Raw genomic sequence first — 23653 nt, forward strand, 5'->3', positions numbered from 1 at the left:
CAGACCTTGGGAAAACGTTCGCGCGATGGCTTCGAAGCCGCATGACGAAGCCACGCGGGACCACCAGCGGGGACACCGAGCGAGGATGCACAGCGAAAGCGTGAAGCGCCCCATGACCGGATCGAATGAAGCGAACGTGCTGACGGTGACGGGCATCGGCAAGACCTATGTCGAACCGGTGCTGGCGGACGTGTCGCTCGAACTCGCGCCGGGCCAGGTGCTCGCGCTGACTGGCGAAAACGGCGCGGGCAAGAGCACGCTGTCGAAGATCATCGGCGGGCTCACGGACCCGACCACGGGCACGATGACGCTCGCGGGCCAGCCCTACGCGCCGAAAAGCCGTTCGGATGCCGAGGCGCTCGGCGTGCGCATGGTGATGCAGGAGCTGAACCTGCTGCCGACCTTGTCGGTGGCGGAGAATCTGTTTCTGAACCGCTTGCCGAGGAAAGGCCTCGGATGGATCGATCAAAAACGGCTCGCGCAGGACGCGCGCCACGCGATGGCGCAAGTCGGCCTCGACGCGATCGATCCGGAAACGCTCGTCGGCGGTCTGGGCATCGGGCATCAGCAGATGGTGGAAATCGCGCGCAATCTGATCGGCGACTGCCGTGTGCTGATCCTCGACGAGCCCACCGCGATGCTCACCGCCCGCGAAGTCGACTTGCTGTTCGAACAGGTCGAACGGTTGAAGGCGCGCGGCGTCGCGCTCGTGTACATCTCGCACCGGCTGGAAGAATTGCGGCGCATCGCCGAGCGCGCGGCCGTGCTGCGCGACGGGCGCCTCGTGCATATCGGCCCGATGGACGAGTTGACGAGCGACCGGCTTGTCACGCTGATGGTCGGACGCGAGATCGGCGAGCGCATCGATCTGGGCGAACGCAGGATCGGCGGCGTCGCGCTGAAAGTGGAAGGCATGACGCGGCTGCCCGCGGTGCGCGACGTGTCGTTCGAGGTGCGCGCGGGCGAAATTTTCGGCGTGAGCGGGCTGATCGGCGCGGGCCGCACCGAGCTCATGCGGCTCATTTACGGCGCGGATCGCGCGGACGCGGGCAGCGTGTCGGTCGCGCGTATTGGACAGGCGCTGCGGCGCGTGAAGGTGCAATCGCCTTCGGATGCCGTCGATGAAGGCATCGCGCTCATCACGGAGGATCGCAAGGGCGAAGGCCTGCTGCTCAGCCTGCCCATCGCCGCGAACGTTTCACTCGGCAATCTGAACGCGGTGGCGCGGCATGGCGTCGTCGATGCGCGCCGCGAAGCCGCGCTCGCGCAACGCCAGATCGACGCGATGCGCATCCGCACGTCGGGGCCGGCGCAGGCAGTGTCGGAGTTGTCGGGCGGCAATCAGCAAAAGGTCGTGATCGGCCGCTGGCTCGCGCGCGACTGCGCCGTGCTGCTGTTCGACGAACCGACGCGCGGCATCGACGTGGGCGCGAAATTCGACATCTACGGGCTGATGGGCGCACTGGCCCGCGAAGGACGCGCGCTTGTCGTCGTATCGAGCGATCTGCGCGAATTGATGCTGATCTGCGATCGTATCGGTGTGATGTCGGCCGGACGCATGACGGGCGTGTTCGAACGCGCGGGCTGGACGCAGGACGCGCTGCTCGCGGCGGCGTTCTCGGGTTACGCGAAGCGCGACGCGATCCTGCACGAGCCGATCGTGCCCGATGCGAAGGCGCCCGAAGACAACGTGGAGCATTGAATGAGCGAAGCGAACCTGCCCGCCGATGCGCCGAAGAGCACCAAAGGCGTCGGCACGCGGCTCGGCATTTCGAATTACCTGGGTCTCGCGGGCGCGCTCGCCGCGATGATCGCGCTGTTTTCCGTGCTGAGCTCGCACTTTCTGACGTACGACACGTTCAGCACGATCGCGAACCAGATTCCGGATCTCGTCGTGATGTCGGTCGGCATGACGTTCGTGCTGATCATCGCGAGCATCGACTTGTCGGTCGGATCGGTGCTGGCGCTCGGCGCGTCGGTGGTGAGCGTGGCTGCGCTCCAGTGGCACTGGCCGGCGTTTCCCGCCGCGCTGATCGGCCTCGCGGCCGCCGCGCTGACGGGCACCGTGACCGGTCTCGTGACGGTGGCGTGGCGGATTCCGTCGTTCATCGTGTCGCTCGGCGTGCTGGAAGGCGCGCGCGGGCTCGCGTATCAGATGACGAACTCGCGCACGGCGTATATCGGCGACGCGTTCGATTTCCTGTCGAATCCGATCGCGTTCGGCATCTCGCCCGCGTTCCTGATCGCGGTCGCGGTGATGATAGTTGCGCATCTGGTCTTGACTCGGACGGTTTTCGGCCGATATCTGGTAGGAATAGGCACGAACGAGGAAGCCGTGCGGCTCGCGGGCGTGAATCCGCGGCCCTACAAGGTAATCGTTTTCGCGCTGATGGGCGCGCTGTCCGGACTCGCCGCGCTGTTTCAGATTTCCCGTCTGGAAGCGGCCGATCCCAACGCGGGCGCGGGGCTGGAGCTGCAGGTGATCGCGGCGGTGGTGATCGGCGGCACGAGCCTGATGGGCGGGCGCGGCTCGGTCATCAGCACGTTTTTCGGCGTGTTGATCATCTCCGTGCTGGCGGCGGGACTGGCGCAGATCGGCGCGAACGAGCCGACCAAGCGCATCATTACCGGCGCGGTGATCGTGGTGGCCGTGGTATTGGATACATACCGCAGCAGAAGAAAACGTGTCTGATCGAGGGACGTCGCAAGGCGCAAAAACGCGGCCGGCGACGATGAACGAAGCAGCGAAAGCAGCAAGCAGGGCGCGGGGAAAGCAACATAACGGCGCGTGGCAGCGAGGCGCCGGACGCCTTACGACCAATAAGAGCAGTTGGACCAAAGATAGCGAAGGACGATGTATGGCGACGATCAAAGACGTGGCAGCCATTGCCGGGGTGTCGTTTACGACGGTATCCCACGTAGTGAACAATTCGCGGCCGGTGTCGGCCGACGTGCGGGCGAAAGTCGAGCGGGCGATCCGCGAGCTCGACTACGTGCCGTCGGCGGTGGCGCGCTCGCTGAAGGCGCGCTCCACCGCGACGATCGGCCTGCTGGTGCCGAACGCGACGAATCCGTATTTCGCGGAGCTCGCACGCGGCGTCGAGGACGGCTGCGCGAAGAACGGCTATTGCGTGTTCTTCTGCAACTCCGACGACGATCCCGCGAAGCAGCGCAGCTATCTGCGCGTGCTGCAGGAAAAGCGCATCGACGGGCTCGTGATCGCGTCGGCGGGCGAGGATTCGGTGCTCGCGCAATGTCTCGCGGGCGCGCGCGAGCCGCTCATGATCGTCGACCGGAATATCGAGGGGCTGCAATCGGACCTCGTGCAGATCGATCACGAGAAGGGCGCGTATCTCGCGACGCGGCATCTGTTGCAACTCGGGCATTCGCAGATCGGCTGCATCACCGGGCCGGTCGCGACGGCGGTTTCCGCGATGCGCCTGCACGGCTTCATCCGCGCGATGGCCGAGCGCGGCATCGAGATTGCGCCGAACGCGATTCAGCAGAGCGATTTCTCCGCGACGGGCGGTTATGCCGCGGCCTCGCAATTGCTCGACAACATGAAGCCGACCGCGATCTTCGCGTGTAACGACATGATGGGCATCGGCGCGCTGCGGGCAGCGGCCGAGCGTCACATCGACGTGCCGACCGATTGCTCGATCATCGGTTTCGACGATGTCGAGCTGTCGCGCTACACGTATCCGGCGCTGTCGACGGTCGGGCAGTCGGTGCGCGCGCTGGGCGAAATGGCCGCGCAGACGCTGATCGACCGCATCACCGGCAAGCTCACGGGGACGACGCGCCGCCGCGTGGTGGCGCCGCGCCTGGTGCTGCGTGAATCGACCGCGGTGGTGCACCAAGCGCGTCGCGTCGAACGGGCCTAACGAAGAAGACAGCAACGAAGAAGACAGCAACGAAGAAGGAAACCAACGAGGATGGACGAGAACGCAGCGATCGGCCGCGTCACCGTGGTCGGCAGCCTCAATATGGATCTCGTCGCGCGCGCGCCGCGCTTGCCGCGGCCGGGCGAGACGCTCGCCGGACACGCGTTCGCGCAGGTGCCGGGCGGCAAGGGCGGCAATCAGGCGGTCGCCGCGGCGCGCCTGGGCGCGCAGGTCGCGATGATCGGCTGCGTCGGCAACGACTCTAACGGCGCGACGCTCAAGGGCAGTCTCGAAGCCGAAGGCATCGACTGCAGCGCGCTCGCGACGAGCACGAGCGCGCCCACCGGCGTGGCGCTGATCGTCGTCGATGACGCGAGCCAGAACGCGATCGTCATCGTCGCGGGCAGCAACGCCGAAGTGACACCCGCGCGCATCGAGGAACAGCAGGCGCTCATCGCGCAAGCCGACGTCATCGTGTGCCAGCTCGAAACGCCGGTGGAAACCGTGCGCGCCGCGCTCGCCGCCGGCCGGCGCCTGCAACGCACGACGATCCTTAATCCCGCGCCCGCCGCGCGCAAGCTGCCGCCGGACTGGTTTCCGCTCGTCGATTATCTGATCCCGAACGAGATCGAAGCCGCGACGCTGTCGGGCGTCGCGATCGAGACGCCCGACGACGCGCGCCGCGCCGCGCAGGCGCTGAAGGCGAAGGGCGCGCGCAATGTCATCGTGACGCTCGGCGCGCAGGGCGTGCTCGCGCTCCTCGACGGCGCCGGTGAAGAAGGCGTGCATGTGCCGTCGCCGCAAGTCGAAGCCGTCGATACGACCGCCGCCGGCGATACGTTCATCGGCGGTTTTGCGGCCGAGCTCGCGCGCGGCGCCGCCGCGCTCGACGCGATCGCCTTCGGCCAGCGCGCGGCCGCGGTCGCGGTGACACGCGAAGGCGCACAGCCGTCGATTCCGCACCGCAGCGAAATATCCGCATAACTTTTCAATGCTCGTTGAAAACGGCGCGTTTCGACGCGCCGTTTTCTCTTCATACGAAATATTTCCCTCAAGTGTCGAGCCTTGCACGCCGTTTACGTCGATAGCGGACGCGCGAAATTTCGCTTGTCCGCGCTTCGACGGAAAGGACGGCGCGCATCGGCCGCGCGGACGTCATCGGTGCGCCGGCCCGGCGCGCTGGCCGTCAACCGGCCGGGAGACCCGCTTGCAAAGCGGCATCAGGGAAAACTTCATGAAAAAGGCTTTGACGATCAAGGCGCGCCTCGGTATCTCGATGGCGTTTCTGGGTGCGCTGCTCATCGCGATCGGCGCGCTGGGGCTCACCGGCATGAGCCACTCGAACGGCGCGTTCCTCAACACGTATTCGGTGCAGATGCCCGCCGCGATCGCGGTCGGCAACGCGGAAATGTACGCGGCGCGCGAGCGGCTCGTGTTCGACCGCGCGGCGCTGCTCGCCGGCACACCGGAAGTGGCCGCGACCGTCGAGCGCTCGCGCCTGATGCGCGATCGCGCCGATGGCTACTGGAAGGAATACATGGCGCTGGCGCAATCGCCGGAAGAGAAGCGTCTCGCCGACGCCGCGCAGGCGAAGCGCGTCGCGCTGCAGGGCATCGTCGACAAGGGCATCGCTTCGATCCTGGCGAACGATCACGACGCGATCATCGCGAACGCGAAGGCGATGCAGGTCACCTACAACGATCTCGCCAACGCCAACGACGCGCTGCGCAAGTTTCTGACCGAAGCGGCGAAGCAGAGCTACGAGGCGACGCAAAGCCGCTTCCTGTGGTTCCGCGCGCTGAGCCTGTGCGCGATCGCCCTCGGGCTCGCGGCGGCCGCGTTCGCGTGGGGATCGCTCCGTCGCGCGATCGCGCGGCCGCTCGAAGCCGCGCTCGGCCATTTCGATGCGATCGCCGCCGGCGATCTGCGCCGCGAGGTCGTCGTCACGTCCCGCGACGAAATGGGGCAATTGCTGCACGGTCTCGCCAACATGCGCGCCAGCCTGTTGACGACGGTTCGAACTGTGCGCTCGGGCAGCGAATCGATCGCGTCGGCGACGCAGCAGATCGCGGCCGGCAATACCGATCTGTCGTCGCGCACCGAGGAGCAGGCGTCCGCGCTGCAGGAAACCGCGTCGAGCATGGAAGAGCTGACCGGCACCGTGAAGCAGAACGCCGACAACGCGCGGCAGGCGAGCGCGCTCGCGGCGAACGCGTCGGAGATCGCGGGCAAGGGCAGCGCGGTCGTCACGCAGGTCGTGACGACGATGGGCGAGATCAATCAGAGCTCGTCGAAGATCGCCGACATCATCACGATCATCGAGGGCATCGCGTTCCAGACCAATATCCTTGCGCTCAACGCAGCCGTCGAAGCGGCCCGCGCGGGCGAAGAGGGGCGCGGCTTCGCGGTCGTCGCGGGCGAAGTGCGCAGCCTCGCGCAGCGCTCGTCGGCGGCGGCGAAGGAAATCAAGGAGCTGATCGACACGTCCGTGGCGCGCGTGCAGACGGGCACGACGCTCGTCGACGAAGCCGGCCGCACGATGAACGACATCATCGGCGCGGTGCAGCGCGTGACGGACATCATGGGCGAGATCGCGGCGGCGTCGGAGGAACAGTCGAGCGGTATCGAGCAGGTGTCGCGCGCCGTCACGCAGATGGACGAGGTGACGCAGCAAAACGCGGCGCTCGTCGAGGAAGCGGCGGCGGCCGCGCAGTCGCTCGAAGATCAGGCGGGGCGCCTGCGGCAGGCGGTCGCGGTGTTCCAGGTCGCGGACGGCTCGCCGCTTGCTGCTGTCAAGGCCGGAGCGGCGACGACCATTGCAGCGCGTGCAACGGTTGCCATGCGTGTCGCACCAAAAACGGCTCCGGCCGCGACGGCGAAACGCGCCGCCCCGATTGCTGCGCCCAAGGCATCCGCAAGCAGGGCGACTGCCGACGCAGGCGGCGACTGGGAGACGTTCTGAGCTCGGCAGGCGGCGCGTAGCGCCAACGGGGCTTGATCGCGCGCGAAATCATGCGCGGCGATCAGCGCCGATCCGGTCACGTAACCCGTACACTGAGAGGTGTGCGTCATCGTTCACACGAGGATATCGATATGACCGGATCGACACTCGCCGCGAAACTCGCGGACGCCCGCCGCCGGCATCAGCTGATCGAAGCGCTCGAGCCCGCCGACATTCCGGCCGACGCGCCGACCGCCTACGCGATCCAGCACGAGATGCTGAAAGCGTCGGAGGGGCGCATCGGCGCCTGGAAGATCGGCGCGCGCGCGCCCGACGCGCTCGCCGCGGGCGCGCCCATCGACGACGGGCTCGTCTATGTTTCGCCCGCGCGCCTGCCTTTTCAATCCTTCTTTCGCGTGCTGGTGGAGCTGGAGATCGCGTTCCGCTTCGCCTATGCGCTGCCCGCGCGCAGCGATCCTTACACGCGCGAGGAAGTATTCGATGCGATCGGCGGCATCGCGGTCGCGCTCGAAGTGGTCGACAGCCGTTTCGCGCAATGGCCCAATCTCGACCCGCTCGCACAGCTCGCGGATTCACAGAACAACGGCGCGCTCGTCGTGTCGGGCATGGAGCCTTACGACGTCGTCGCGCCGGGCTTCGACTTTCTCACGCCGCGCCTCGAATTCACTTTGGATGGCGAGTCGATCGCGCCGGCCGCGCTCGGCAATCCGGCGGGCGATCCGCGCGAGCTGCTGCCGTGGCTCGTCAACCATTGTTCCCGCATGGGTTTGACGGTCGAGCCGTTCTGGACGATCACCACGGGCTCTTATACAGGAGCTGTCCGTATCGATGGACCGGCGATGCTGCATGGCGCGATCGATCGCATCGGCGAACTCGAACTGGTGCTCGCATGAGGACGAAAACACCATACGTCGGGAACGGTTATTGATAACGTTGCACGGACATCGCGGTATTGCATGTAACGGACACGAAGCGGACGCGAGCGTGAGCCACGCCGCATTGGCGGACAAGAGCAGTAGATAAGTAGCGGCGAGCGCGGGGAAACGAACAGGCAGGACCGAGGTCGAGCAAGACGATACAGTCATCAGGACATCGGGATGCATATTGTAGGTGAACGAAAATAACGCACCAAGCTAGTAATTCTGCGAAGCAAATGAACAACGCAAGTGCGTGAAAAAAAATTCGAAAGGGTTTAGGATGATTTCAAGCGATGTCGTTTCGATTACGCGCGTTGCGCACGGCATAGCTTTCTGACTTCGGCGAGGAGGTAGCATGGATATCTACAGCAGTTTCGCGACCCGCTTCGAAAAAACTCGAGAGGAGGAATTCTCGCTCGAAGAGTACCTCGCGCTCTGCAAAGAAGATCCTGCCACATATGCAACAGCGGGCGAACGCATGTTGACGGCCATCGGGGAGCCGGAGCATGTCGATACGCGACTCGACCCGCGGCTTTCGCGTGTGTTTGCAAACAAGGTCATCAAGGTGTATCCCGCATTCCGCGAGTTCTACGGAATGGAGGAAGTGATCGAGAACGTGGTGTCGTATTTCCGGCACGCGGCACAGGGTCTGGAAGAGAAGAAGCAGATCCTGTATCTGCTGGGTCCGGTGGGCGGCGGCAAGTCGTCAATCGCCGAACGACTGAAGCAGCTCATGGAGCGCGTTCCGTTCTATTCGCTGAAGGGCTCGCCCGTCAACGAATCGCCGCTCGGCCTCTTCGATTACGACGAAGACGGTCCGGTGCTCGAAGAGCAATACGGCATTCCGCGCCGCTATCTGCGGAACATTCTTTCGCCGTGGGCCGTGAAGCGCCTGCACGAGTACAACGGCGACATCCGCAAGTTCCGCGTCGTGCGTCGCTATCCGTCCATCCTTCGCCAGATCGGCATCGCGAAGACGGAACCGGGCGACGAGAATAATCAGGACATCTCGTCGCTCGTCGGCAAGGTGGATATCCGCAAGCTCGAAACCTATTCGCAGGACGACGCCGACGCGTACAGCTATTCCGGCGGCCTGTGTCTCGCGAATCAGGGCTTGCTCGAATTCGTCGAAATGTTCAAGGCGCCGATCAAGGTGCTGCATCCGCTGCTCACCGCGACCCAGGAAGGCAACTTCAAGGGCACGGAAGGCTTCGGCGCGATTCCGTTCGACGGCGTCATCCTCGCGCACTCGAACGAGTCGGAGTGGAAGGCGTTCCGCAACAACAAGAACAATGAAGCACTGCTCGATCGTATCTTCGTCGTGAAGGTGCCGTACTGCCTGCGCTATGGCGAAGAGATCAAGATCTACGAGAAGCTCTTGCGCAACTCGTCGCTCGCCGAGGCGGTGTGCGCGCCCGGCACGCTCAAGATGATGGCGCAGATGGCGGTGCTCACGCGTCTGCACGAGCCGGAGAACTCGAGCCTCTTCTCGAAGATGCAGGTCTACGACGGCGAGAACCTGAAGGACACCGACCCGAAGGCGAAGTCATATCAGGAGTATCGCGATTACGCGGGTGTCGACGAAGGCATGACGGGTGTCTCCACGCGCTTCGCGTTCAAGATCCTGTCGCGCGTGTTCAACTTCGATTCGAGCGAGGTCGCCGCGAACCCGGTGCATCTGATGTACGTGCTCGAACAGCAGATCGAGCGCGAGCAGTTCCCGCCGGAAACAGAGCAGAAGTACCTGTCGTTCATCAAGGACGTGCTGGCTTCGCGCTATGCCGAGTTCATCGGGAAGGAGATTCAGACTGCCTATCTGGAGTCGTATTCGGAGTATGGACAAAACATCTTCGACCGCTATGTGACCTACGCCGACTTCTGGATTCAGGATCAGGAGTTCCGCGATCACGACACGGGCGAGAGCTTCGACCGGGCGTCGCTCAACGCCGAGCTGGAGAAGATCGAGAAGCCCGCGGGCATCAGTAATCCGAAGGACTTCCGCAACGAGATCGTGAATTTCGTGTTGCGCGCGCGGGCGGCGAACGGCGGCAAGAATCCGGCGTGGATCAGCTATGAAAAGCTGCGCGTGGTGATCGAGAAGAAGATGTTCTCCAACACCGAAGAACTTCTGCCGGTGATTTCGTTCAATGCGAAAGGATCGGCCGAAGAGCAACGCAAGCACGAGGACTTCGTCAATCGCATGGTCGCGAAGGGCTATACGCCGAAGCAGGTGCGACTCCTTTGCGACTGGTATCTGCGCGTGCGCAAGTCGTCGTGATGGTGTGATCGGCCGGAACTGCGTTGCACGCGCGGTTCCGGTCCCGCGCAGCGCGGGAGTTTGGCTGTCCCTGGTCGTGCGGGCGCGTGGATTGCGCTCGCGGCACAGTGGGCAAATTGCGAGAGAGAGACGCTGCGACAGATGCACGACGCAGGCAGCGCCTCGCTTCCTCGCCAATAACGCGGGAGACTGGATGTGCTGCACCAAATCATCGACCGCAGGTTAGCCGGCAAGAACAAGAGCATCGCGAACCGCGAGCGCTTCCTGCGACGCGTCAAGAGTTATATTCGCCGCGCGGTGTCCGACGCGGTGCGCGATCGCAGCATCAAAGACATTCAAAGCACGCAGAGCATCACCATTCCGAAGAAGGACATCTCCGAGCCATCGTTCCGTCACGGGCCGGGCGGCAAGCGCGAGTTCGTCCATCCTGGCAACTCCGATTACATTCGCGGCGACAAGATTCCGCGTCCGCCGGGCGGCTCGGGCGGCGGCGGCAAGAGCGCCAGCAACGAAGGCGAAGGGCAGGACGATTTCGTCTTCGAACTGTCGCGCGAAGAATTCATGCAGTACTTCTTCGACGATCTCGAACTGCCGCGTCTCGTCAAGACCCAGTTGCTCGCCGTGCCGACATGGAAGAACGTGCGCGCGGGCTGGGCGGCGGAAGGCACGCCGAACAATATCGATGTGGTGAGATCGCTGCGCTCCGCGCTCGGACGACGCATCGCGCTCGGCTGGCCGCTCGCGTCGCAGTTGCGCGAGATGGAGCGGCAGCTCGAACAACTGAAGGACGAGAACGGCGACGCGGAAGAAATCGCGCGGCTGGAAGCGGATATCGTCATCATGCAGGGGCGCATCACGCGCATTCCGTTCATCGATCCGTTCGACCTGCGCTATATCAATCGCGTGAAGCAGCCCACTCCATCGAGCAAGGCCGTGATGTTCTGCCTGATGGACGTCTCCGGCTCGATGGACGAGCAGCGCAAGGATCTGTCCAAGCGCTTCTTCATCCTCCTGTACCTGTTCCTGCAACGGAACTACGAGAAGATCGAAGTCGTGTTCATCCGGCACCATACGCGCGCCGAGGAAGTGGACGAAGACACGTTCTTCCATTCGACCGAAAGCGGCGGCACGGTGGTGTCGAGCGCGCTCGAGCTCATGAAGAAGATCATGGACGAGCGTTATTCTCCGACTGAATGGAACATTTACGGCGCGCAGGCATCGGACGGCGACAACTGGACGGACGATTCGCCGAAGTGCCGCAAGCTGCTGTCGGACGACATCCTGCCGAAGGTCCGGTATTTTGCCTATATTCAAGTTGCGCCGGAGGAGCAAAATCTCTGGTTGGAGTATGCTCAGCTGGCGATGGGCGCGCCCGAACTGGCCATGAAAAAAGTCGATTCGGCCGCTGACATCTATCCGGTGTTCCGCGAACTTTTCGAAAAGCAACAGGCGGCCGCATGACGACGCGGCATGAGCAGAACGAGACGCGCGGGTATCAGCTGGAAGGCGCGCACGATCGGGTTTCCGATCGTGTCGCTACCGAGCTCGGGCCTGAAGCAGAGCAATGCAATGCGTCCGTGAAGACGACCGAGGCGCACGAGGAAGGCAGAATGAATGTTGCAGAGAGAAAGCGGCCACTGCCGTGCCCGTCGGACTGGAGCGTCGAGCTGATCGAGGAATACGACGCCGAGATTTCGCGCGTCGCGAACCGTTACGGGCTCGACACCTATCCCATTCAACTCGAAATCATCAGCTCCGAGCAGATGATGGATGCGTATGCGTCCGTCGGCATGCCGGTGAACTATCGGCACTGGTCGTTCGGCAAGCACTTTCTCTCGACCGAGAAAGGCTATCGGCGTGGGCAGATGGGCCTTGCGTACGAGATCGTCATCAACTCGAATCCCTGCATCGCGTATCTCATGGAAGAAAACACCATGACAATGCAGGCGCTCGTGATCGCCCATGCGGCGTACGGGCATAACTCGTTCTTCAAGGGCAACTATCTGTTCCGTCTGTGGACGGACGCGCACGCGATCATCGATTACCTCGTGTACGCGAAGAATTACATCGCGGAGTGCGAGGAGCGTTTCGGGCTCGATCGCGTCGAGGAACTGCTCGATTCATGCCACGCGCTGATGAATTACGGCGTCGACCGGTACAAGCGTCCGCAGAAGTTGTCGCTCGCGAAGGAAGCGGCGATGCGGCGCGAGCGCGAGGCTTATCTGCAGTCGCAGGTCAACGAATTGTGGCGCACGCTGCCGAAGGGAAAGGAGCATTCGCAGGAGGAAACTGAAAGCCGTTATCCGCCGGAACCGCAGGAAAATCTGCTGTATTTCGCGGAGAAAAATGCGCCGTTGCTGGAGCCGTGGGAACGGGAAGTCATCCGCATCGTGCGCAAGATCGGCCAGTATTTTTATCCGCAGCGGCAGACTCAGGTCATGAACGAAGGCTGGGCGACGTTCTGGCATTACACGCTGCTCAATACGCTCTACAACGAAGGCCGCCTGGAAGACGGCTTCATGATGGAGTTCCTGCACTCGCATTCGAACGTCGTGTATCAGCCGCCGGTGACGAAGCCGTATTACAGCGGCATCAATCCGTACGCGCTCGGTTTTTCGATGATGAGCGACATCCGCCGCATCTGCGAAAACCCGACGGACGAAGATCGCGAGTGGTTCCCGGAGCTTGCGGGCAGCGACTGGCTGGAATCGCTGCATTACGCGATGCGCAATTTCAAGGACGAGAGCTTCATCGCGCAATATTTGTCGCCGCAACTGATCCGGGATATGCGCCTGTTCTCGATTCTCGACGACGACATGCGCGACGCGCTCGAAGTCTCCGCAATTCATGACGACAGCGGGTATCGCTATGTGCGGCAGGCGTTGTCGCGGCAGTACGATATTCATCATCGCGAGCCGAATATTCAGGTTTATTCGGTGAACACGCGGGGCGATCGCAGTCTGACGCTGCGTCACTTCATGACGGACAACCGCCATCTCTCGAATGACAGCGACGAAGTGCTCAAGCACATGGCGCGCTTGTGGCAGTTCGATGTTTATCTCGAGAGCGTCGATGAGAACGGGACGGTGAGGAAGCGGTTCGAGTGCCGGTATACGGCGCCGACTTCGCGGTAGCTCTCGCTTCGAAGGCAGACAAAGCCGGCTCTTCGTGAGCCGGTTTTTTATTGGCCCGGCTCGATCACTCCCGCCGGTTCCACTCGCTATCCTGCGAAAACAAATCCCAGCTCGCCATGAACAGCGCCGCGACGAGCGGCCCGATCACGAACCCGTTGATCCCGAACAGCGCCATTCCGCCGAGCGTCGAAATGAGCACCACCCAGTCGGGCATCTTCGTGTCCTTGCCGACGAGAATCGGCCGCAGCACGTTATCGACGAGCCCGATCACCACCGCGCAGAACACGACGAGAATCACGCCCTTGAGAATCGCGCCCGTCATGAAGAAGTAGAGCGCCGCTGGCACCCAGACGATCGCCGCGCCGACCGCAGGTAACAGCGAAAGAAATGCCATCAGCACGCCCCACAGCAGCGATCCGCCGATGCCCAGAATCCAGAAGATCAGCCCGCCGAGCAATCCCTGCACCGCCGCGACCGCGATATTGCCCTTGACCGTCGCGCGCACCACCGTGGTGAACTTCGCGATCAGATGCTGCTTCGGCTCCGGATCGAGCGGAATCGCGCGCCGGATGCGCCGGCCGATTTCGCCGCCGTCGCGCAGCAAAAAGAACACGAGATAGAGCATCACGCCGAAGCTCACGACGAACTGGAACGTGTTCTGCCCGATCGACAGCGCCTGCGTCGCCGCGAACTGGCTGATCTGCGCGGCGCCTTCCATCAGCTTGCGCTGCACGCCGACGATATCGTCGAGACCGTAACGACCGAGCAGTTGTTGCACCGACGCAGGCAGCGCATGCAGCACATGCTGGAAGTACAGCCCGAAATTCAGCTCCCCGCTCTTGATGCGCGAATAGACGAGGGCGATTTCCTGCACGAGCGTCGCCGCGACGACCGCCAGCGGAATGATGACGATCAGAATCGCGGCGGCCAGCGTCGTCAGCGCGGCGAGATTGCGGCGCTTGCCGAAGCGCGCGGCGAGATATCGCTGCATCGGCTGGAACAGGATCGCGAGAATCGCGCCCCAGAAGATCGCGCCGAAGAAAGGCAGCAACACCCACCCGAGCGCGATCGTTACGACAAACAGCAAGATATGGAAGAAATTCTGATGGACGTTGGGATTATTCATGAGTGAACGAGAGGGCGAGCGGCCAGGGCGGCCGGCAGGGCTTATAGCAAGCGCGAGGCCGGGCCATGCTATCACGGCCCTTCGGACGGCTTTCGCGCTCGGTTTGCGCCTAGGTTCGAGCAGGAATTCGTCCAAGGGTTCGCACGCCGCTGGAGCCAGACCCCGCGCGTCGACTAAAATCCGGCTTCCAATCCTTGCGGATCGCTTGTCCGTCGGACGGCCAGGCAACGCGGGCGAGCGAGCCGATCGTTCGTGCGCGGTCACTTCCGCTCAACGCATCGAACAATGAATCCAGGCGTCGTCTACGCATTCTCGGCCTTTGCCATCTGGGGCCTTTTTCCGATTTACTTCAAGGCCTTGCATTCGATCGGTGCGGTCGAGATGCTCGCGCATCGCATGGCCTGGTCGATGGTCTTCCTGCTGATCGTGATGACCGCGCGCCGTCAGTGGGCGTGGCTCGGGCCGGTGCTGCGCGACAAACGCCTGCTCGCGCGCTTCGCGGCGAGCGCCGTGCTGCTGTCGGCGAACTGGGGGATTTATATCTGGGCGGTCAACGACGGGCGCATCGTCGAGGCGAGTCTCGGCTACTTCATCAATCCGCTCGTCAACGTGCTGTTCGGCATGGCGTTCCTGCACGAACGGCTGCGGCCCGTGCAGTGGATCGCGGTGACCATCGCCGCGCTCGGCGTCGTCTGGCTGACATGGGTGAACGGCGCGCCGCCGTGGATCAGCTTCGCGCTCGCGCTGACTTTCGGCGGCTACGGCCTGCTGCGCAAGACCGCGTCGCTCGGCGCGCTCGAAGGGCTCACGCTCGAAACCATGCTGCTGTGTCCTATCGCGCTGCTTTATCTGTTCTTCCTGAGCTCGCACGGCGGCAGCGGCTTCGCACACGCATCGGTCGGCGTGAAGCTGCTGCTCGCCGCAGCCGGACCGGTCACCGCCGTGCCGCTCCTGCTCTTCGCCGCGGGCGGCCGGCGCATTCCGCTTTCGATGCTCGGGCTGATCCAGTACATCACGCCGACGCTGCAATTGCTGATCGGCGTCGTCATCTATCAGGAATTCTTCGGCCACGATCAGCTGATCGGCTACGGCGCGATCTGGGCGGCGCTCGCCATCTATTCGCTCGAAGGGTTCTACCGGGCGCGCGCAGCCCGCGTCTGAGCGCGGGCCGTGTCGACGATCAGCGCGACGATCAGCGCAATGCGTCGCCGAAACGATACTCGACCGTCGCTTCGTCGAGCTTCGTCTTGATCTCCGGATCGATCGGCTGATCGACGGCGGCGAGCGTCTCGTTCAACTGATCGGGCCGGCTCGCGCCGATGATCGCCGATGTCACCACCGGATTCGCCAGCACCCACGCGAGCGCCGTGCTCGCGAGCGAGCGCCCGGTCGGCGCGACGATCCCGTTGATCGCCTCGATGGTGTGAAACTCGCGCTCGTGCCAGTAGCGCTGCGTGTACATCGCACCCGCCTTGCCAACGGCGCCGGTGAAGCGGCCTTCGCCCGGCGCGGCATCGAATTTGTGCTTGCCGGTCAGAAGCCCGCCCGCGAGCGGGTTGTACGGAATGACCGCGAGGCCTTCCTCGGTCGCGAGCGGCAGCAGTTCGCGCTCGATCTGCCTGAACAGCAGGTTGTAGCGCGGCTGCACCGAGACGAAGCGCGCGCTGCGCAAGACATCCGCGCGGCCGAGCGCACGCGCGAGCCGGTACGCCAGAAAATTCGACACGCCGATATAACGCGCCTTGCCTTGCCGCACGATGATGTCGAGCGCTTCGAGCGTCTCGTCGAGCGGGGTGTCGTGATCGTCGTTGTGGAGCTGGTACAGATCGACGTAATCGGTGTCGAGCCGCTTGAGCGAAGCGTCGATCGCGTCGAGCAGATGCTTGCGCGATGCGCCCTTGTGCCACGCGAGCGGCCCCATTTCATGCGCCGCCTTGGTCGCGAGGATGAAGTCATCGCGACGGCCCTTCAGCCAGCGCCCGACGATTTCTTCCGTGCGGCCCGTGAGATCGTGCCCGCTGCCGAGCGGGTAGACGTTCGCCGTATCGATGAAATTCACGCCTGCGTCCGCCGCGCGGTCCATGATGCTGCGCGACACGTCTTCGTCGGTCTGCAGGCCGAACGTCATCGTGCCGAGCGTGAGACGCGAAACGATGAGACCGGTATTGCCGAATTTGCGGTATTGCACGGTTGCGCTCCAGAAATCGGTTGGACCGACAGGATAATCGTTAAGCGACGCGCTTGCCGACGCTGGCAGGCGTCGCGTTTTGCGGCGCGGAATCGAGCCGGCGGAACACGGCGCCCGAGAAAAGCGTCACCACGCCCATGCAGACGAAGCTCAACCTGAAGCCCGTCGATGTCGAAAACGGTCCCTGGAACAACTGCACGAGCGAGCCGCCGATCGACACGCCCAGGCCGATCGCGAGCATCTGCACCATCGAAAAGAGGCTGTTGCCGCTCCCCGCGTCCTTGCTCGACAAGCCTTTCAACGTGACGCTGTTCATGGCGGCGAACTGCATCGAATTGCTCGCGCCGAACACGGCCAGGATCGCGATTTCGATGCCGAGCGGCAGCGTCGGCGAAAACAGCGCGAACGCGACGATCGACGCGCCGACGAGCGCCGTGTTCACGAGCAGGAACGTGTCGTAGCCGTAGCGCTTCACAAGTTGCGCGATCCAGCGCTTGCTGATGGTCCCGGCGATGGCGATCGGCAGCATCATCAGCCCCGAATGCAGCGGGCTGTAGCCGAGTTCGAGCTGCATCATGAGCGGCAGCAGGAACGGCACCGCGCTCGATCCGATCCGGCACAGCAGATTGCCGACGAGTCCGACGCTGAAGTTCGGCTCGTGAAACAGCGCGAGATGAAAGATGGGGTTGCGCTTGCGCCGCGCGTACGGGACATACGCGAACGCCGATACCGCCGCCAGCGCGAACAGCGCCGCCGACACCGCGCCGCGATGCGTCTCGACCGGTGAATCGAGCGCGAGCGAGAACGACACCATGCACATCGACAGCAATCCGCAGCCGACGAAATCGAAGGGCGGCGCATCGTGGAGCGTGTCGTTCGGGAGGAAGCGCTGCACCGCATAAAGCCCGACCGCGCCGATCGGCACGTTGATCAGGAAGATCCAGTGCCACGAAAACGATTCGACGAACCAGCCGCCGAGCGTCGGGCCGAGAATCGGGCCGACCTGACCGGCGACGGAAATCATCGCGAGCGCCGAGACATAGGCTTCGCCCGAGACGGCGCGCAGCACGGCGAGCCGGCCGATCGGCAGCAGCATCGAGCCGCCGATGCCCTGCAGCACGCGCGCGATCACGAGCTGGTTCAGCGAATGCGCGCCCGCGCAGGCGAGCGAGCCGATCACGAACAGCGAAATGGAAACGAGATAGACGCGGCGCGTGCCGAAGCGGTCGGCAAGCCAGCCGGACGCGGGCGTAAAGAGCGCCATCGTGAGCGTGTAGGCGACGACGATCGACTGCATCGCGAGCGGCGCGGCGTTCAGGCTGCGCGCAATCGATGGCAGCGCCGTGTTGACGATCGTCGTGTCGAGCGCCTGCATGAAAAAGCCCACGGCGACGATCCAGAGCAATGCCGTGTGCGAAGAACTTTTGGTCATGGGGAACGAGGGGTGCGGTGGTCGCGCCGACAGGAAAGCCGTTTGAAAACAAACGCATTGCGCGATTCATGAAATATTAATGACTTGCGGCGTCATCGGGAAGCCCGCTAACCGCATTGACTGTCATCGGTATTGCCGATGACAATGGCCTATGCTCAATCCAGTCTGGCTGAACACCTTCGCGACGGTGGCCGCGTCGCACAGCTTCACCGATGCCGGCCGCCAGCTCGGGCTGCGACAGTCGAGCGTCTCCGAGCATATCCGTCGGCTGGAGGAGAGCGTCGGGCGGCGGCTTTTCGTGCGCGACACGCATTCGCTCGCGCTCACCGCCGACGGCGAAGCCATGCTCGTCCACGCCCGCGTGATTCTCGAAGCGATGGCGCACGCGCAGTCGCAGTTCAGTTCGCCGCGCCTGCGCGGGCGCGTGCGGCTCGGTTCGTCGGACGATATCGCGCTCGGGCCGCTGCCGAGCGTGCTCGCCGCGTTTCGCGACACGCATCCGGATGTCGAGCTGGAAATCACCATCGGCATGACGGGAAGGCTTTACCAGATGGTCGATGCGGGCGAGCTCGACCTCGCGGTCGGCAAACGGCGTCTCGGCGATGCGCGCGGCACGCGGCTATTTTCCGGCCGGCTCGAATGGCTCGCGAAGCCCGGCACCGTCGTCGATACGGGCGAGCCGCTGCCGCTCATCCTCGTGTCGGAGCCGAGCGTCACGCGTGCCGTCGTGCTCGATTCGCTCGCGATGACGGGCGCAAGCTGGCAGATGGTCTGCACCAGCAGCAGCCACGCGGGCTGCATCGCCGCGGCGCGCGGCGGGCTCGGGCTGACGGTGCGCTCGCATTTCCTGGCCGCACGCGGATTGGCGCCGCCCGTGAATCGCGCGGATTTGCCGGAATTGCCGGAAGTCGAGTTCATCGCGTTCGGCGCGAAACATCTGAGCCGTCCGGCCGAAACCTTGCTACAGCTTCTCGAGAATAGCGACCTGCGCGGCGAATGGACGGGCGAATGAGCGCGGGCGAGGGCAGGGAAGCCGGTTGTGCCGCTGCAACGGCCGGGCGTTCCGAATGGCTATCTCAAAACTGTTCTTATATATTGTGCGGCGATTGAAGTAGCCACTTCCAAGACGTGTCCCGTTTCCTCCGCCATCTATCGTCCGATCTGTTCCGCTTTCCGGCGTTTTTCGTCGCGATGGCGCTCGTGGCGTGTTCGCACGCGCAGGCCGCCGCTTACGTGACGAAGCATTGCGACGACCTCGAAGGCAAGATCGTGCCCGCATCGATCATCGGCCTGCCGACGCGCGGCGCGACGATCGTCTCGGCGTGGGTCGTGAAAGCGGCCGCGCCGGGCAATCGCAACGGCGAGTATTGCCGCATCACCGGGTTCATCAAGGCGCTGCAGGACACGACGCCCGACATCCGCTTCGAAGTGAATCTGCCGAGCCGCTGGAACGGCCGCGCGCTGCAGATGGGCGGCGGCGGCTACAACGGCACGATCGTTTCCGGCACCGATCCGATGCCTTTCGCGCCCGATTCGACGCCGCTCGCGCGCGGCTATGCGACGTTCGGCTCGGATTCGGGCCACGTCGGCAATTCGGGGCGCGCGGATTTCGCGGGCAACGATGAAGCCATCGTCAACTTCGGCTTCGGGCATCTCAAGAAAACGCGCGATGTCGCGCTCGCGCTGATCCAGATGGGCTACGGGCGCGCGCCTGACAAGACCTATTTCGCGGGCGGCTCAACGGGCGGGCGCGAAGGCTTCACCGTGATCGAGCGTTTTCCGAACGACTACGACGGCGTGATCGCCAACGCGCCGGCGATCAACTTCTCGGGCGTCCGGCTGATGGGCGTAAAGATCGGGCAGGCGTCGTATGCGAAGCCTGGCGGCTTCGTCGGGATTGCGCAGCAGCGGCGCGTGTTCGAGACCGTCGTGCACGAATGCGACAAGCTCGACGGCGTGGCGGATGGCATCGTCGGCAATGTGGAAGCGTGCAGGAAACTGGAGCCGCAGATCATCGCGTCGCTGCGTTGCGCGAACGGCCAGCGTCCTTCCTTGCGCGACAGTTGTCTGTCCGATGCGCAGATCGACACGCTCGAGACCTTGCGCGACGGCGTGAGCCTGCCGTATCCGCTTGCATACGGCGTCGACACGTATCCCGGCTACAACGTGTTTCAGGGCGTGGACTTTTCCGGCGCGCTCGGTCTCGGCGACTCGCCGACGCTCCTGAACCCGCCGACCTTCGCCGCGAACGGCTATCTCTTCGCACAAGGCGACGCGTATATGCGGCACTTCGTTGCGCGCGATCCCGGCTTCAGCTCGCTCACGTTCGACCTCGACAATCCCGGCCGCTTCAAACAGCGGCTGACGACGCTCGCGTACACCGTCGGCGCGATGAACCCGGATTTCTCCGCGTTCATCGCGCGCGGTGGCAAGCTCATTGCGATGCACGGGCTCGCCGACGAAGTCATCAGCCCGAACCAGACGATCGCGTTCTATCGCGGACTCATCGACCGATACGGGCAGGACACCGTCGATTCGTTCATGCGGCTCTACATGGTGCCGGGTTTCCAGCACGGCAACGGCGTGTTCATTCCCGCGTGGGACGAGCTCGGCGCGCTCGACGACTGGGTGAGCAACGGCATGGCGCCGGAGACGCTCATCGGCAGCGACATCGCGCCCGCCACCAACGGACGCACGCGACCGATATGCCGTTATCCGAACTATCCGCGCTATGTCGGCAAGGGCAGCGTCAATGCTGCCGCGAGCTTTCGCTGCGTGGAGCCGTGACACGCCGAGCGCTACAGCGCGTTCGCATGCCCGTCGGCGATGCGCGGCCAATACCGCGCAACCCAACGCGCGATCACGCCGCGCCGCTCGACGCGATGAGACGTGAGCGACACCTCGATCGCCTCATCGCTTTCCGACGTGAGCCATACGCGCTCGCCGCGCGACAGACGCACGACATCACCGGGCTTCATCCAGTAGTCGTAGGAATCGCGATGGCGTGTGAGCCAAAGCGAGCCTGCGGACGCATCGCCGATGCGCAGTTCGGCATCGCGCGTGAGCCGCCACGACACCATCTGATGCGGATGCACATCGACATAGACCACGACGCGCGCTCCCGACGTGCGCAGACGCCCCGATGCGACGCCGTGGCCGACGCCATGACGCACGAAAACTTGCGATACCTCTTCCATCTCTGCTCTCCATGATGTGAGCCGAAGACGGAAACCTTGCACGCAAAAACAAGAAGGCCCCGTCTTGCGGCGGGGCCTTCGGAATCGATTTGCTTGCCTGTTTCGCTAGCGCACACGCTCTTCCGATGACCCGCCACACATGGCGTTCATACGGTTTTTAATCGCGGCGATGGAGAAAAGGATGGCTGCGTGCATGTGTCGCAGTATCGATGGGCGCATCTGTGTTTGTCAATATCGAGATAGACTTGAGCGCATCAAAAAAAAGTACGGAGGCTTGTCGTGGCTTATCTGCTGCTCGTCGTGGAACCGGTTGAACAACGTGGCCAGCGCACGGAGGAAGAGGGGCGCGAGGTGTATGACCAGATGGTGCGATTCGCCGATGGACTGAACGCGCGCGGGATCTTGCGCGCGGTCGAATCGCTGACGTCGCTGAAGGATGCGTCGCGCGTCACGGCCAGCAATGGCGATGCGCGGATCATCGACGGGCCGTTTGCCGAGGCCAAGGAGATGATCGGCGGCTTTTTTCTCATCGATTGCGAAACGCGTGCGGAAGCGGTCGAGATCGCGGCGCAATGTCCGGCGGCGAAGTGGTGCACGATCGAAGTCCGCAAAGTCGGGCCGTGTTACGCCTAGACGGGCGCGTGTCGATTTTTCTGTGAGTCGTTCGTCGTGGTATTGAAAACCCAGGAGACCACCGTCATGCACAAACAGATTTTCGTGAACCTGCCGGTTCGCGACCTCAAGCGCTCGATGACCTTTTTCAAGGAACTGGGACTGAGCTTCGACCCCGCGTTCACGAACGATGACGCCGCGTGCCTCGTCATCGGCGAAAACATTTACGCGATGCTGCTCGTCGAGCGGTTCTTCCAGACCTTCACCGAAAAGCCGATCGCCGATGCGCACGCGAGCACCGAAACGCTCGTGTGCCTGTCGTGCGAGAGCAGGGCGGAAGTGGACGATCTGGTCGCGAAGGCCGTCGCCGCGGGTGGACGCGCGCCGCGCGAGCCGCAGGATCATGGCTTCATGTATGGCCACGGTTTCGAGGATCTCGACGGTCATATCTGGGCACTCGTGCACATGAATCCGGAAGCGGCGTGAGCGGGCGATCGAAGCAGAGTGACGCTGACGATGCGGCACGGCGGGCCATCGACGCGGTCTGGCGCATCGAGTCGGCGAAGGTGATCGCGAGCGTGGCGCGCGTCGTGCGCGATGTCGCGCTCGCCGAGGAACTGGCGCAGGATGCGTTCGTCGCGGCGCTGGAACACTGGAGCCAACCGGGCGTGGGCGTGCCCGACAAGCCGGGAGCGTGGCTCATGACGACAGCGAAGAACAAGGCGCTCGACCGGCTGCGGCAGCACGCGCTGCATGCGAGGAAGCACGAGGAGTACGGACGCGATCTCGACGCGCAGGAGGCGCATATCACGCCCGATTTCGTCGATGCGCTCGACGCCGCGCGTGAGGACGACATCGGCGACGATCTGCTGCGTCTCATCTTCACGGCGTGTCATCCGGTGCTGTCCGTCGATGCGCGCGCCGCGCTGACGTTGCGCCTGATCGGCGGGCTCACTACCGACGAGATCGCGCGCGCGTTCCTCGTGCCAGAGCCGACGATCGCGCAGCGCATCGTGCGGGCAAAGCGCACGCTGTCGGCGGCGCACGTGCCGTTCGAGGTGCCGAAGGCCGACGCGCGCGCGGCGCGGCTCGGCTCGGTGCTGGAAGTGCTCTATCTGATTTTCAACGAGGGCTATTCGGCGACCGCCGGCGATGACTGGATGCGTCCGGCGCTGTGCGAGGACGCGCTGCGGCTCGGGCGCATCCTGGCCGAACTGACGCCGGATGAAAGCGAGGTTCACGGGCTCGTCGCGCTGATGGAGATTCAGGCGTCGCGGATGAAGGCGCGCGTCGACCGGGAAGGACGGCCGGTGCTGTTGCCGGATCAGGATCGCAGTCGATGGGACCCGCTGCTGATCCGGCGCGGGCTGGCAGCGCTGAAGCGCTCTGAAGACTTGGGCGGTGCGCGTGGCGTGTACGCGCTGCAGGCGGCGCTCGCGGCATGTCACGCGCGCGCGGCGCGTGCCGCCGACACCGACTGGCCGATGATCGTCGCGCTCTACGACGCGCTGATGCAGACGGCGCCGACGCCGGTCGTCGAGCTGAACCGCGCGGTCGCGGTGAGCATGGCGTATGGCGCGGAGACGGCGCTGCCGATCGTGGATGCGCTCGCCGACGCGGCAGCGCTCAGGAACTATCACTGGCTGCCGAGCGTGCGGGCGGATCTGCTTGCGAAGCTGGGGCGCAAGGATGAGGCGCGTGTAGAGTTCGAGCGCGCGGCGTCGCTGGCGAAGAATGCGCGGGAGCGGGAGTTTTTGATGAGGCGGGCTGGGGAGATGGGGTGAGGGGTTGGTGTCGTACGGTCGAATTCTTGACTTTACATAAGATAAATTAGCGCATTTCTGTGTGTAGGTCCCAGATAGAAATGTCGTGTTTCTGCCAGATAGAAATGTCGTGTTTTGACGTAGGTTCGTGGCCAGACGA

General features: G+C 63.9%; 19 protein-coding genes. 15 read left to right on the forward strand and 4 right to left on the reverse strand.

Features of this window, described 5'->3' with window-relative positions; genetic code table 11:
• The first annotated feature begins 112 nt into the window (after window positions 1-112).
• From AWB74_RS27010 to AWB74_RS27050, 9 genes are all read left to right on the forward strand, one after another.
• Window positions 113-1702, forward strand: coding sequence for a sugar ABC transporter ATP-binding protein (locus AWB74_RS27010; protein WP_061149749.1), 1590 nt, complete (start codon window positions 113-115; stop codon window positions 1700-1702).
• Window positions 1703-2692, forward strand: coding sequence for an ABC transporter permease (locus AWB74_RS27015; protein ID WP_061149726.1), 990 nt, complete (start codon window positions 1703-1705; stop codon window positions 2690-2692).
• A 166-nt stretch (window positions 2693-2858) separates the two neighbouring features.
• Window positions 2859-3884, forward strand: coding sequence for a LacI family DNA-binding transcriptional regulator (locus AWB74_RS27020; RefSeq protein WP_061149727.1), 1026 nt, complete (start codon window positions 2859-2861; stop codon window positions 3882-3884).
• 51 nt (window positions 3885-3935) lie between these two features.
• On the forward strand, window positions 3936-4868 hold the full coding sequence (gene rbsK / locus AWB74_RS27025; RefSeq protein ID WP_061149728.1) for a ribokinase: 933 nt from the start codon (window positions 3936-3938) through the stop codon (window positions 4866-4868).
• Window positions 4869-5118: 250 nt separating this feature from the next.
• The gene (locus AWB74_RS27030) at window positions 5119-6846 is read left to right on the forward strand and encodes a methyl-accepting chemotaxis protein (protein WP_061149729.1); all 1728 of its coding nucleotides are present in this window, start codon (window positions 5119-5121) and stop codon (window positions 6844-6846) included.
• A 131-nt stretch (window positions 6847-6977) separates the two neighbouring features.
• Window positions 6978-7739 (forward strand): hydratase, encoded by a 762-nt coding sequence (locus tag AWB74_RS27035; protein ID WP_061149730.1) that lies wholly within the window; start codon window positions 6978-6980, stop codon window positions 7737-7739.
• A gap of 379 nt (window positions 7740-8118) precedes the next feature.
• Window positions 8119-10041, forward strand: coding sequence for a PrkA family serine protein kinase (locus AWB74_RS27040; RefSeq protein WP_014191328.1), 1923 nt, complete (start codon window positions 8119-8121; stop codon window positions 10039-10041).
• A gap of 195 nt (window positions 10042-10236) precedes the next feature.
• A complete protein-coding gene (locus tag AWB74_RS27045) occupies window positions 10237-11502 on the forward strand; it encodes a YeaH/YhbH family protein (protein WP_061149731.1) in 1266 nt (421 codons plus the stop codon).
• Window positions 11499-13175, forward strand: a complete 1677-nt coding sequence (locus tag AWB74_RS27050) for a SpoVR family protein (RefSeq protein ID WP_061149732.1) — start codon at window positions 11499-11501, stop codon at window positions 13173-13175. The genes AWB74_RS27045 and AWB74_RS27050 overlap by 4 nt, the downstream gene beginning before the upstream one ends.
• Window positions 13176-13239: 64 nt before the next feature.
• On the opposite strand, the gene AWB74_RS27055 is transcribed toward AWB74_RS27050, so the two are convergent.
• Window positions 13240-14301: an AI-2E family transporter gene (locus tag AWB74_RS27055; RefSeq protein ID WP_061149733.1), complete on the reverse strand. Its 1062-nt coding sequence runs from the start codon at window positions 14299-14301 to the stop codon at window positions 13240-13242.
• Window positions 14302-14586: 285 nt separating this feature from the next.
• Between AWB74_RS27055 and rarD the strand changes: the two genes are divergently transcribed.
• Window positions 14587-15462 (forward strand): EamA family transporter RarD, encoded by an 876-nt coding sequence (rarD, locus tag AWB74_RS27060; RefSeq protein ID WP_061149734.1) that lies wholly within the window; start codon window positions 14587-14589, stop codon window positions 15460-15462.
• A 31-nt stretch (window positions 15463-15493) separates the two neighbouring features.
• Here rarD and AWB74_RS27065 read toward each other — a convergent pair whose 3' ends face one another.
• The gene (locus AWB74_RS27065) at window positions 15494-16489 is read right to left on the reverse strand and encodes an aldo/keto reductase (RefSeq protein ID WP_061149735.1); all 996 of its coding nucleotides are present in this window, start codon (window positions 16487-16489) and stop codon (window positions 15494-15496) included.
• A gap of 40 nt (window positions 16490-16529) precedes the next feature.
• Window positions 16530-17954 carry a DHA2 family efflux MFS transporter permease subunit gene (locus AWB74_RS27070; protein ID WP_268811206.1) on the reverse strand — a complete coding sequence of 475 codons (1425 nt, stop codon included), beginning with the start codon at window positions 17952-17954 and terminating at the stop codon, window positions 16530-16532.
• A gap of 118 nt (window positions 17955-18072) precedes the next feature.
• Here AWB74_RS27070 and AWB74_RS27075 point away from each other — a divergent pair, with 118 nt between their 5' ends.
• Window positions 18073-18933 (forward strand): LysR family transcriptional regulator, encoded by an 861-nt coding sequence (locus tag AWB74_RS27075; RefSeq protein ID WP_061149737.1) that lies wholly within the window; start codon window positions 18073-18075, stop codon window positions 18931-18933.
• Window positions 18934-19049: 116 nt separating this feature from the next.
• Complete coding sequence (locus tag AWB74_RS27080; protein ID WP_061149738.1) at window positions 19050-20708, forward strand: tannase/feruloyl esterase family alpha/beta hydrolase; 1659 nt, start codon at window positions 19050-19052, stop codon at window positions 20706-20708.
• A gap of 11 nt (window positions 20709-20719) precedes the next feature.
• On the opposite strand, the gene AWB74_RS27085 is transcribed toward AWB74_RS27080, so the two are convergent.
• Window positions 20720-21118 (reverse strand): DUF2917 domain-containing protein, encoded by a 399-nt coding sequence (locus AWB74_RS27085; protein ID WP_061149739.1) that lies wholly within the window; start codon window positions 21116-21118, stop codon window positions 20720-20722.
• A 279-nt stretch (window positions 21119-21397) separates the two neighbouring features.
• Here AWB74_RS27085 and AWB74_RS27090 point away from each other — a divergent pair, with 279 nt between their 5' ends.
• The 3 genes from AWB74_RS27090 (at window position 21398) to AWB74_RS27100 (ending at window position 23514) form a co-directional block, all read left to right on the forward strand.
• Window positions 21398-21751: a YciI family protein gene (locus AWB74_RS27090; protein WP_061149740.1), complete on the forward strand. Its 354-nt coding sequence runs from the start codon at window positions 21398-21400 to the stop codon at window positions 21749-21751.
• A gap of 66 nt (window positions 21752-21817) precedes the next feature.
• On the forward strand, window positions 21818-22216 hold the full coding sequence (locus AWB74_RS27095; protein WP_061149741.1) for a VOC family protein: 399 nt from the start codon (window positions 21818-21820) through the stop codon (window positions 22214-22216).
• Window positions 22213-23514, forward strand: coding sequence for an RNA polymerase sigma factor (locus AWB74_RS27100; RefSeq protein ID WP_061149742.1), 1302 nt, complete (start codon window positions 22213-22215; stop codon window positions 23512-23514). The genes AWB74_RS27095 and AWB74_RS27100 overlap by 4 nt, the downstream gene beginning before the upstream one ends.
• Window positions 23515-23653: the final 139 nt, after the last annotated feature.

Origin of the sequence: Caballeronia arvi, from assembly GCF_001544695.2 — a bacterium.
Taxonomy (GTDB): domain Bacteria; phylum Pseudomonadota; class Gammaproteobacteria; order Burkholderiales; family Burkholderiaceae; genus Caballeronia; species Caballeronia arvi.

Excerpts from the sequence above, each read along its gene's own strand:
- AWB74_RS27010 (WP_061149749.1), top strand. The coding sequence starts at position 113 with ATGACCGGATCGAATGAAGCGAACGTGCTGACGGTGACGGGCATCGGC.
- AWB74_RS27015 (WP_061149726.1), top strand. The coding sequence starts at position 1,703 with ATGAGCGAAGCGAACCTGCCCGCCGATGCGCCGAAGAGCACCAAAGGC.
- AWB74_RS27020 (WP_061149727.1), top strand. The coding sequence starts at position 2,859 with ATGGCGACGATCAAAGACGTGGCAGCCATTGCCGGGGTGTCGTTTACG.
- rbsK (WP_061149728.1), top strand. The coding sequence starts at position 3,936 with ATGGACGAGAACGCAGCGATCGGCCGCGTCACCGTGGTCGGCAGCCTC.
- AWB74_RS27030 (WP_061149729.1), top strand. The coding sequence starts at position 5,119 with ATGAAAAAGGCTTTGACGATCAAGGCGCGCCTCGGTATCTCGATGGCG.
- AWB74_RS27035 (WP_061149730.1), top strand. The coding sequence starts at position 6,978 with ATGACCGGATCGACACTCGCCGCGAAACTCGCGGACGCCCGCCGCCGG.
- AWB74_RS27040 (WP_014191328.1), top strand. The coding sequence starts at position 8,119 with ATGGATATCTACAGCAGTTTCGCGACCCGCTTCGAAAAAACTCGAGAG.
- AWB74_RS27050 (WP_061149732.1), top strand. The coding sequence starts at position 11,499 with ATGACGACGCGGCATGAGCAGAACGAGACGCGCGGGTATCAGCTGGAA.
- AWB74_RS27055 (WP_061149733.1), bottom strand. The coding sequence starts at position 14,301 with ATGAATAATCCCAACGTCCATCAGAATTTCTTCCATATCTTGCTGTTT.
- rarD (WP_061149734.1), top strand. The coding sequence starts at position 14,587 with ATGAATCCAGGCGTCGTCTACGCATTCTCGGCCTTTGCCATCTGGGGC.
- AWB74_RS27075 (WP_061149737.1), top strand. The coding sequence starts at position 18,073 with ATGCTCAATCCAGTCTGGCTGAACACCTTCGCGACGGTGGCCGCGTCG.
- AWB74_RS27085 (WP_061149739.1), bottom strand. The coding sequence starts at position 21,118 with ATGGAAGAGGTATCGCAAGTTTTCGTGCGTCATGGCGTCGGCCACGGC.
- AWB74_RS27095 (WP_061149741.1), top strand. The coding sequence starts at position 21,818 with ATGCACAAACAGATTTTCGTGAACCTGCCGGTTCGCGACCTCAAGCGC.